Consider the following 8,907-nt stretch of genomic DNA (forward strand, 5'->3'; position numbering starts at 1 on the left):
AAGACTGCCGCCCGGTCCCCCGCCCCGCGCCGGGGCTAGTCCTCGAGATTGGACAGGAAACGGCGCATCACCGACAGGAAGGCCTGCCGCTCGTCCTCGGAGACGCCGCGCAGCATCCGGGCCTCGGTTTCCAGTGCCACCACCAGCAGCTTGTCGAAGAGGGCCTGACCGCTCTCCGAAAGCCACCACTCGCGCCGCCGCTGGTCGCCCGAGGTGGATTCGTGATCCAGGTAGCCCTGTTCAGAAAGCGCATGCAGCGAGCGGCTGATGGCGGACTTGTCCATCCGCAGCAGGGCACAGATCTGCGTCGCGGCAATGCGGGGCTGGGCGCTGAGCACCGCGATGACCCGCCATTCGACCACGCCGATGCCATGTTGCGCCTTGAAGACGCTGGCGATCTGCCGCGTCCAGGCCAGGGAGACCGCATTCAGCAGGAAGGGCGCATATTCATCCAGGTCGAGCACCGGCCCCGCGCCCTCTTCCGTTCCCCCGCGCCCCGCGACCAGATCTTCGGTCGCACTCAATCCCTCGCGCATACGGCTCCCCTCCATTGGCTCCGATTGGCTTACCTGCGGGTCAGAATGTCACGAAAGCGCAGGCGAGTTCCAGTCCGGGCAGCAGGTGAACGCTACGGAAGCCAGGCGGGGAGGCCCCGTTTACGGCAGTCAGAATGCGGCCTGGGATGGGCCGCTTCACTCGTCCCCCGGCACCCCGTAGGAGGGGGCGTCGGTCGGGTTCAGGGCACGGGTGACATAGGCCTCGGCCTGCGGCGCATAGGCCTCCCAGGCGCGGGCGATGTCCTCGATCGGGCAGGCCTCGGGCGCCCAGTCGCAGCGCAGCTCGGCATAGGGCCAGCCCTGGCGGTCGACGATCAGCAGACCCGCCGAATGCACCGGCCCCGCCTCGCCGCCGGCGGCCAGACCGGCGCGCATCGCCGCGATCAGGCGATCTCCGAGCGCTCCGCTGGCCTCTTCAAAGCCCTTAACGATGGCGGCGGGCACTGCGTCATTGGCCAGCAGGTTGCCGCCCGAGGCGCAGTCCTTTCCCTCGGCAGAGGTCCAGATGCCCAGGGCCTTGGCGCCCGAATGAATGGCCGTGCGCCCGGCGCTGTCGACGGCCAGTAGCTGGCGGTAGTCCGGGTGCGCCTCCGCGGCGACCGCAGCGGCCACGGCCCCGGCGGCCCCCTGCCCCGCCGCCAACGCGTCCAGCATCAGCGGACCCAGGGCGGGATTGGTGACATTCTGGCTGGCCACGGCGCCGACGCCTGCACGGGCGAAGGCACAGCGCGCCGCCACGGCGGGCGAAGAGGACGAGATCGCGGTGCCGAACTGCCCGGTCTCGGCGCAGCGGGCGACGATAGAGAAGGTCATGCGCTCACTCCGGGATGACGGCGGTGGCTTCGATCTCGACCAGCCATTCGGGCCGGGCCAGCGCGGTGACCACGAGGCCCGTCGAGACCGGGTGCACGCCCTTGATGTATTCGCCCATGGTCCGGTAGACGGCCTCGCGGTTGCGCACATCGGTCAGGAAGACCTGCACACGGCAGAGATGCTCCATCCCGCCGCCGGCTTCCTCCATCAGCTGCCGGATGTTCTGCATCACCTTGTGGGTCTGCTCCACCGGATCATGGCTGTCGATGCTCTTGGCATCGTCGAGGCTCTGCGGACATTGCCCGCGCAGGAAGACCATGCGGCCCTGCGCCACCACCGCCTGGCAGAGATCGTTGTCGAGCTTCTGCTCGGGGTAGGTTTCGCGGGTGTTGAACTTGCGGATGCGGGTATGGGCCATCGGTCTCTCCTGGTCTCAGCGGTCTTGGGTGGAGGGGGCTTGCCCCGGTGCATAGGCAAGGTAATCGCGCTGCTTGCAGATATGATCGGCGAGGTACTTCGCATCGTACCAGACCCCCCAGATGAAGGAGGAGCCGCGCCGGGTCTGCCAGGGCAGCCCGAGGAAATAGAGCCCCGGCTCGGGCGAGACGCCACGCTGGTGCAGCGGCGCGCCGGTCTCGGTGAAGGCGTCGAGTTGCAGCCAGGAGTAATCCTGTCGGAAGCCCGTGGCCCAGATGATCGTCGTCACCCCGGCCTGGGCCAGGTCGAGAGAGCGCAGCGGATCGGTCATGCACTCGGGATCGGGCCCGAGCGCGCGTGCCTCGGGCTCTTCCGGCAGGTCGAGGCCATTGCGCGCCACGTAGTCATCCGCCGCATCCAGCAGTGAGAGGTAATTGGCATCGCCACGCCGGATATTGCCCGCCAGGTCGCCGGCAAAGCTCAGGCGGCCCTCCGCGAAGGCCTCGGTGCGACCGACGAGTGTCATGCGGCTGGCCAGATCGCGGAAGTCGACCGTATGGCCGCCACGGGCGCCGCTGACGGCGATGGTGGTATGTTCGACCCCCGGCGTCGCCTCGGTATCCCAGAGGTTCAGCACCCCCAGCCACCAGACGAAATCCCGACCGCGGTAGGCTCGCGGCGGCCGATCATGGGGACCGACAGAGAGATAGACCTCGCGCCCCGCCAGGGCCAGCTCATCGGCGATCTGGACCCCGGAGGAACCCGCGCCGACCACCAGCACCGCGCCCTCGGCCAGCTGGTCGGGATTGCGGTAGCCAGTGGAATGCATCTGGGTCAGGCCCTGGATCTCGGGCACGACCGAGGGGATCACCGGCACCTGGAAGGGGCCGGTGGCCGCGACCACGTAGCTGGCCTCGATCACCCCTTCCGAGGTCCGGGCGGTGAAGCCCGGACGCCCCTGGTTGCGGCTGACCTCGGCGACCTCGACCCAGCAACGCATCGGAGAGCCGATCTTCTGCGCATAGGCCGCAAAGTAATCCGCAACCCCTTCCTTGGGGACAAAGGCGTCAGGATCGCCGGGGAACTCCATGCCGGGGAAGCGGTCATGCCAGGCGGGGCCATTGGCCACCAGCGAATCCCAGCGTTCCGAGCGCCAGCGCTCGGCGATCCTGCCGCGCTCGAGCACCAGGTGCGAGGCACCACTGCCAAGCAGATGCTCGCTCATGGCAAGGCCGGCCTGGCCGCCGCCGACAACAAGCACTTCGGTTCTTTCCACTGTCATCCGGGGCCTTCTCCTGTGGCATCTGCCCTTCCGGTTCGCGCGCCGCCGTCGCCTGCATCGGGGCGGATCGGCGGGGCACAGCCGAAGAGGCAGTCTTCGTTCCTCTCGCCCGCCCGGTTGCGAAAGCCGGGCGCGGCAGACAGGACATTGTTAGCAGCATGGATCGGGGATTTGACAGGCTTGGCGAAGAGATGGGCGCAGGTTGTGGCGCTGAAGATCGCCCTGCCGGCAATCACCGGGCACCCACGGGCATACGCGGCCGCGGATTGATGCCGGACAGGGCGCCAGGGTCGGACATTCAACTTGACCTCCGCCGGGGCCTATTTTAGTCAGGGCGGCGCGCAGCGGGCGTTGTGTAATGGTAAGACCCTTGCCTTCCAAGCAAGAGATACGGGTTCGATTCCCGTCGCCCGCTCCAAGCTCCCCCATCTTCCGTGGAAAATCCGTCACGCCGCCCGCATCGGGTTGCCGCGTGCGGCAGTGTTGCGAGCGATCTCGCCGCCCCCGGCGCGCCCTGCCCTCAGGCGAAACGGGATGGCAGGCAGGCGCTGGCGTCGGTCTCTGACGTGGTCCCGAAGATCATCTCGGAGAGCAGCCGCCCGGTGGTCGCGGCCAGTGTCAGCCCCAGGTGGCCATGCCCGAAGGCCAGCAGGATACGCTCCTGCCCCGGCACCGGACCGATGGCGGGCAGCGTGTCGGGCAGCGAGGGCCGGTGACCCATCCAGGGCTTGGCACCCTTGGGCTCCAGCCCCGGCAGTACCGAGCGCGCATGGCGCAGCATGACTTCGGCACGGGTCCAGCGCGGCTGTGCCTGCAGCCCGCCGAGCTCGACCCGCCCGCCGATGCGCAGGCCAATGGACATGGGCGTCATGTAGTAGCCGCGATCGGGCACGCAGACAGGCCGGTTCAGGGTCACGCCGGGCTCCGGCAGGGTGACATTGTAGCCGCGCTCGCTTTCCAGCGGCACGCGCAGGCCAAGCGGACGCACCAGCTTGTTGGAATGCGCCCCGCAGGCTACCACGGCCCGGTCGAACTGCCGCGTACCCGCACCGGGGAAATGCAGGCAGACCCCGGTTTCGGTGCTGGAGATGGCCGAGACCTCGGTCTGGCGGAACTCGCAGCCGCGCGCACGGGCCTTCTCGGCCAGCCGCTCGGTCAGGCCCAGCGGATCAAGCGCATGGGTCAGATCGGGCAACAGCATGCCGGCCTGGTAGTCCGTCGAGAGCGCGGGTTCGAGCTCTTGCAGCGCCGAACCCATGACAGGGGTATAGGCCACGCCATGTTCGCCCATCACCTGCCAGTCGCAGAGCGCCGCATGCAGGGCCCGGCGGGTGCGATAGACATGCAGGGCACCCCGCGCCACGCGCAGGTCCTCGGCATCGTTTTCGCGCAGGACGCGGTCCCAGTCGGAACGCACATGGCGCATCAGCGCCGACAGCCCCTGGGTCGAACGTTCGACCCGCTCGGGCTGGCCCTCTCGGATGAATTCCTTCAGCCATGGAAAAAGCTTGGGCAGGTGGCGCAGGCGGATCGACAGCGGGCCGTTGCGGTCCAGCAGCATCCAGGGCACCTGGCGGCGCATGTTCGGGCGCGCCTCTGGCAGCACGGCGTAATCGGCAAAGATCCCGGCATTGCCGCGCGAGGCCCCGGCAGCGACCCCCTCCCGGTCGTAGAGCGTCACCTCGGCGCCCTGCGCACGCAGGGCCAGGGCGGCATTCACCCCGATGATCCCTGCTCCGATGATGGCGACCCGCATGCGTCCTTACCCCTGACCGATGACAGCCGGTAAAAGAGAGCAATTTGCGCGAAGATGGAAGAGGGCGCGGACCTGATGACGGCATTTCTGTCGGCCGCGATGTCTGCCTGTCGCAACAGCCGGGCCCCGAGGCGATCCTCGGGGCCCGGCTGAGACTGCAGTCTGGCGGTGTTGGCTCAGGGACGCGGGGGCGGACGCATGGAGGCGCGCGCCGCCATGCCGGCGCTCACGCCCTGCAGCAGGGCCGAGACCAGCTCGGGGCCCAGACCGCGCGCGGCGGGCGGCGGCGGCACCGGGTGGCGCGGCCTGCGCCGGGCCAGCCCGAGGCAGATCAGACCCAGCCCGACATAAAGCCCGCCCAGCACGGTGCTGGCGAAGAGCGGGTCGCGCAGCTCTGCCAGCAGCATCCAGAGCGAGACCGACAGCAGCCCCAGTCCGGGCAGGATCAGGGCGATCCCGGCCAGCGAGAAACCGACGCGATGCTTCAGGCGTTGCGCCGGGTAATTGGCCGCAGGATTGGGCTGTCCCAGCATGATCAGCGACGCGCCATGAAGAGACCCGCCAGGAAGCCCACCCCTCCGGCAAGGGCCATCGCGGTGCCGGGATTGTCGCGCACGGCGGTCTCGGTGCGCTGATAGGCCTCGCGGGCGCGGGCCTCGGCCTCGGCCAGACCGGCCTCTGCATCCCCCTTCAGCGCTTCTGCGCGGGCGCGGGCTGCCTCGGTCATGCCATCTTTCTGCGCCTTTCCGTAGGACGCCAGGGCGCGGGTCAGCTCGGCCACATCGGCACGGACGGCCTCGAGTTGCGCCTGGATCTCGGCGGTATCGCCCTGGGGGGCGGGCTTGGAATTTCGTGCGGTTTCAGCAGCTTTGGTCGTCGCCATGGTGATATCTCCTGCAAAATCTGTTGTGCCTGTTCCACAACCAACGCACGAGAAGAGGCTGGGTTCCCTAACGTCCACCCCCTGAAATCGCCCAAATACAGCCCCAATTCCGCGCTAGAGGTCCTGTATTAACGCAGCAACGCCTCCCAAGTTGTCTGTAGCGTCATGTTCAAAATGCCTTTTCCCATCCTGCCTTTTCCAGCGGCCCTGGTGACCGTGCTGCGCCTTTCCGCGATCCTGGCCGTCATGGCCACGGGCCTTGCGGAGCCGGCGATGGCCAAACCGGGCAATGGACATGGCTGGGGGCATGGCGGCAACGGCGGCGGGGAGGAAGAAGAGGAACCACCCGTGGAACCGACCGGTATCACCCATGTGATCTACTTCATCGGCACCGCATTCTTCCCCGACCAGGTCCACGTCGAGAGGGGAGACACGCTGATGTTTACCAACTTGACCTACCAGAACCAGATGGTCGAAGCCGATGATCGCTCCTGGTCGTCGGGCATCCTCGGATACGGGGGCACCTACCCGATCATGCTCGACAACGACAAGGATCTCGATTTCACCGGCAAGACCCAGTATTCTTATGGCTGGTACACCTACGAAGTCAGCTTTGACGGTGAGGCGGTGGAGGGCACGCCCGAGCAAGAGGTCTACCCGAGCTACCCCTACCTCAACACCTCGCTGGCAGAGACCTTCAACATCACCGAAGCCGTGCGCCGGATCGAGAAGACACGGGCGCTGGTCTACACGGTGGACGAGAACGGCAATATCATCACCGCACCGCCCACCAACTGAGGCGCGCGTCTGACCGGGGCGGCCGGGGGTCGCGCGCGGTTCAGGCCTCTTCCCAGGGTTCGATCAGCTCGGGCCCTTCGGCGCGGTTGGAATTCACCTCGGGCGAGACACGCCAGGACTGCAGCACCTCTTCCGCCGCAGGCTGCATGAGACGCGCCGCGCCATGGCCCGCCTCGCCCAGCCAGAGCGGCCAGTTCTCGGGCTCGAGGACAACGGGCATGCGGTGATGCACCGGCGCCATCAGCGCATTGGCCGAGGTTGTCAGCAGCGCCAGCGTCGGCTGTGGTTCCTCTCCCCAGTTCTGCCAGATCCCCGCCATGACCAGCGGCGCGCCGTCGGCGCGGCTGAAGAAATAGGGCAGCTTCCGCCCGCCCTCCCGGTGCCATTCGTAGAAGCCCGAGACCGCCACCAGGCAGCGCCGCTGTCGGCAGGCCTCCCGGAAGGCGGGCTTATCCGCCACGGTCTCGGCCCGGGCGTTGATCAGCAGCGGGCCATCGGTCGGGCTCTTGTACCAATGAGGCAGAAAACCCCATCGCATCGGCACCATGCGCCGCGCCCCCTCGCCCGCGCCCGCAAGGATCACCGGCAGGTCCTGGGTCGGGCAGATGTTGAAATCCGGCACCTCGGGCAGGTCGTTGGCGGGCTGCGCCTGGAACAGGCGGGCCATGGCGTCATGGGGGAGGGTGTTGGCGATGCGGCCGCACATGGCTCAGCGCGTATAGGCTTTGCGGGCGATCTCGATCCGGGCATCCATCATCGAGATCTCTTTCAGGATCTCCTGCCGCCGGGTCCGGTCCGGGGTCTCGCGCAGCTCTTCGCGCAGCCTGGCCAGCTGCCGCGAGAGGGTGACGAACTCCGGCACCCCGCCCGCCTCCTGCACCACGCGATCCAGCAGCGCGTTCTCGGGATTTTCGAGACGCGGCAGAGGCTTGCCGGCACCGGGCAGATCATCGAAATCGCCACGGGCCTCGGCCTCGGCGATCTTGGCGTGGATGAGATCGATCAGCGGATGGTCCATGGCAGAAGGATAGCAAAGCCCGCCGCGCGGGTTAAGCGCGAGTTGCGACAGCGTGCGGGTCTGTTGGTGCGGTTTCGCGCAGCAGGGCGAATCCAGGAGGGTTAACAGGCGGTTGGAGGGTGAAATGCGACGTCGGTCCCACGTCGGTATTGCGTCGGTATTGCGTCGGTGGAAATTCGGTAAGGCGGCGGGCGTTAATGCTGCGGACGGTGGGGGGACGGCCTTTGCGCCTTGTGCGGGGCGTGGAGCCTTTGGGCACGTCGACGGCATTCGTGCGAGGTGTGGCCTGTTGTCAGGAGGCGAGAAGAAGGGTGGAGGGAGTTTTCTGGGGCATAGCCGGAACGACCACTAAGCGCAGGGAGCGGTCACGCCACACAGTCTGTCTCCGGCCGCGCGCCCAGGCGCTTCCGGCCCGAAGCTGCCGTTTGCCCACTCCGCAGCAGATGACCGGTCCCAGCCCTCTGCGGATATTCGCCAGGTTGGGCATTACTGCTGTGTAGTTTCCCCGAACCGGCCATTCACGTAGTTGTGCAGCGTTCTCTAGGAGACCAACGTCCGCAGTGCGGGACAAAGCTGCCTTTGACGATTTAAATCAGATAGCCCCACCGCTGTTACGCAGAGCAAGGACCGATAAAATGCCGCATCAAACACCAGAAAGCATGTCCGACGAACTTGGAGCGTGGAACAACGGTGACGGGATACCGCTTGAAACTTGGACAGCATGGGAAGGCAACTACAAGCTGGCAATCGGTTACGCGGCTCTTCTGTGGCCAAGATTTGAAGCTGTGGGCAAGTACATACTTGTCGAAGGTGCAGGCAAAGAAAATATTGAAGGATTTGAAAACCAGGTAGGCTCTACGGCCAAGGGGATTGAGACGGTTCTGAACCATTGGCATTTGACCGATCTACACCATCATGATGACGACAACCTATCCGCGGACAAGCTACTTTTCCTTGGCAACATCGTAAAGGAAATGTGGGAGGCAAAGCTGCGATCCCAATTCCCAGACCGACCTTGCACGGTTGAATTCTTCATTCCAGATGACCCTGAAAATCTATGCGAATATCAGATTTCCTTTTGGCAGACCGCTTGGGACGCCGACGAGGAATAGTAGGTTTGGGCTGCAAGCCGACACGCGGAGTGTCCTGGGTCGAACTGGGAGGGTCGACACAGCGCGAACGGCCCATAGCCGCCGTTCGCCAGGAGCACCAACGCCGCAGCGCGGCTTCCCCAAACCGTTCATTCAAGGCCCCGCGCTGCACGGGCAGGCAGGCGGAGGTCGGCAATGCGGACGAAGCTCCCGTGCGACAAATTGCTACTTCAACGCCTGAGCAAGTTTATAGGCGCGCCGTCTCTCTGCATCAAACTCATCCATTACAGGC

11 protein-coding genes and 1 tRNA gene are annotated in these 8,907 nt (G+C 66.3%); 3 read left to right on the forward strand and 9 right to left on the reverse strand.

Annotated elements, in window-relative coordinates; all coding sequences use genetic code 11:
* Nucleotides 1–35: 35 nt before the first annotated feature.
* The 4 genes from CRO50_RS18745 to CRO50_RS18760 form a co-directional block, all read right to left on the reverse strand.
* Nucleotides 36–536: a MarR family winged helix-turn-helix transcriptional regulator gene (locus CRO50_RS18745; protein WP_097147472.1), complete on the reverse strand. Its 501-nt coding sequence runs from the start codon at nucleotides 534–536 to the stop codon at nucleotides 36–38.
* A gap of 156 nt (nucleotides 537–692) precedes the next feature.
* Nucleotides 693–1,370, reverse strand: coding sequence for a DUF1028 domain-containing protein (locus CRO50_RS18750; RefSeq protein ID WP_097147473.1), 678 nt, complete (start codon nucleotides 1,368–1,370; stop codon nucleotides 693–695).
* A 4-nt stretch (nucleotides 1,371–1,374) separates the two neighbouring features.
* Nucleotides 1,375–1,788 (reverse strand): RidA family protein, encoded by a 414-nt coding sequence (locus CRO50_RS18755; protein WP_097147474.1) that lies wholly within the window; start codon nucleotides 1,786–1,788, stop codon nucleotides 1,375–1,377.
* 15 nt (nucleotides 1,789–1,803) lie between these two features.
* Complete coding sequence (locus tag CRO50_RS18760) at nucleotides 1,804–3,069, reverse strand: flavin-containing monooxygenase (protein WP_097147475.1); 1,266 nt, start codon at nucleotides 3,067–3,069, stop codon at nucleotides 1,804–1,806.
* A 344-nt stretch (nucleotides 3,070–3,413) separates the two neighbouring features.
* On the opposite strand from CRO50_RS18760, the gene CRO50_RS18765 reads away from it, so the two are divergent.
* Nucleotides 3,414–3,487, forward strand: a tRNA-Gly gene (locus CRO50_RS18765).
* A 102-nt stretch (nucleotides 3,488–3,589) separates the two neighbouring features.
* On the opposite strand, the gene CRO50_RS18770 is transcribed toward CRO50_RS18765, so the two are convergent.
* From CRO50_RS18770 to CRO50_RS18780, 3 genes are all read right to left on the reverse strand, one after another.
* The gene (locus tag CRO50_RS18770; protein ID WP_097147476.1) at nucleotides 3,590–4,825 is read right to left on the reverse strand and encodes an NAD(P)/FAD-dependent oxidoreductase; all 1,236 of its coding nucleotides are present in this window, start codon (nucleotides 4,823–4,825) and stop codon (nucleotides 3,590–3,592) included.
* Nucleotides 4,826–5,001: 176 nt separating this feature from the next.
* Entirely contained in the window at nucleotides 5,002–5,358 is a 357-nt protein-coding gene (locus CRO50_RS18775) for a phage holin family protein (RefSeq protein ID WP_097147477.1), read from the reverse strand.
* 2 nt (nucleotides 5,359–5,360) lie between these two features.
* A complete protein-coding gene (locus tag CRO50_RS18780; RefSeq protein WP_097147478.1) occupies nucleotides 5,361–5,708 on the reverse strand; it encodes an ElaB/YgaM/YqjD family protein in 348 nt (115 codons plus the stop codon).
* A 174-nt stretch (nucleotides 5,709–5,882) separates the two neighbouring features.
* Between CRO50_RS18780 and CRO50_RS18785 the strand changes: the two genes are divergently transcribed.
* Nucleotides 5,883–6,506: a cupredoxin domain-containing protein gene (locus CRO50_RS18785; RefSeq protein WP_143516972.1), complete on the forward strand. Its 624-nt coding sequence runs from the start codon at nucleotides 5,883–5,885 to the stop codon at nucleotides 6,504–6,506.
* A gap of 40 nt (nucleotides 6,507–6,546) precedes the next feature.
* On the opposite strand, the gene CRO50_RS18790 is transcribed toward CRO50_RS18785, so the two are convergent.
* On the reverse strand, nucleotides 6,547–7,212 hold the full coding sequence (locus CRO50_RS18790; protein ID WP_097147480.1) for an SOS response-associated peptidase: 666 nt from the start codon (nucleotides 7,210–7,212) through the stop codon (nucleotides 6,547–6,549).
* Nucleotides 7,213–7,215: 3 nt separating this feature from the next.
* Nucleotides 7,216–7,524 carry a DnaJ family domain-containing protein gene (locus CRO50_RS18795; protein ID WP_097147481.1) on the reverse strand — a complete coding sequence of 103 codons (309 nt, stop codon included), beginning with the start codon at nucleotides 7,522–7,524 and terminating at the stop codon, nucleotides 7,216–7,218.
* 560 nt (nucleotides 7,525–8,084) lie between these two features.
* On the opposite strand from CRO50_RS18795, the gene CRO50_RS18800 reads away from it, so the two are divergent.
* On the forward strand, nucleotides 8,085–8,636 hold the full coding sequence (locus tag CRO50_RS18800; protein ID WP_218844992.1) for a hypothetical protein: 552 nt from the start codon (nucleotides 8,085–8,087) through the stop codon (nucleotides 8,634–8,636).
* Nucleotides 8,637–8,907 lie beyond the last annotated feature (271 nt).

It is taken from the genome of Pseudooceanicola antarcticus, from assembly GCF_900215355.1.
Classification (GTDB): domain Bacteria; phylum Pseudomonadota; class Alphaproteobacteria; order Rhodobacterales; family Rhodobacteraceae; genus Pseudooceanicola; species Pseudooceanicola antarcticus.

What these genes read in the sequence shown, in the direction of transcription:
- CRO50_RS18745 (WP_097147472.1), bottom strand. Translation starts at nt 536, where the DNA reads ATGCGCGAGGGATTGAGTGCGACCGAAGATCTGGTCGCGGGGCGCGGG.
- CRO50_RS18750 (WP_097147473.1), bottom strand. Translation starts at nt 1,370, where the DNA reads ATGACCTTCTCTATCGTCGCCCGCTGCGCCGAGACCGGGCAGTTCGGC.
- CRO50_RS18755 (WP_097147474.1), bottom strand. Translation starts at nt 1,788, where the DNA reads ATGGCCCATACCCGCATCCGCAAGTTCAACACCCGCGAAACCTACCCC.
- CRO50_RS18760 (WP_097147475.1), bottom strand. Translation starts at nt 3,069, where the DNA reads ATGACAGTGGAAAGAACCGAAGTGCTTGTTGTCGGCGGCGGCCAGGCC.
- CRO50_RS18770 (WP_097147476.1), bottom strand. Translation starts at nt 4,825, where the DNA reads ATGCGGGTCGCCATCATCGGAGCAGGGATCATCGGGGTGAATGCCGCC.
- CRO50_RS18775 (WP_097147477.1), bottom strand. Translation starts at nt 5,358, where the DNA reads ATGCTGGGACAGCCCAATCCTGCGGCCAATTACCCGGCGCAACGCCTG.
- CRO50_RS18780 (WP_097147478.1), bottom strand. Translation starts at nt 5,708, where the DNA reads ATGGCGACGACCAAAGCTGCTGAAACCGCACGAAATTCCAAGCCCGCC.
- CRO50_RS18785 (WP_143516972.1), top strand. Translation starts at nt 5,883, where the DNA reads ATGCCTTTTCCCATCCTGCCTTTTCCAGCGGCCCTGGTGACCGTGCTG.
- CRO50_RS18790 (WP_097147480.1), bottom strand. Translation starts at nt 7,212, where the DNA reads ATGTGCGGCCGCATCGCCAACACCCTCCCCCATGACGCCATGGCCCGC.
- CRO50_RS18795 (WP_097147481.1), bottom strand. Translation starts at nt 7,524, where the DNA reads ATGGACCATCCGCTGATCGATCTCATCCACGCCAAGATCGCCGAGGCC.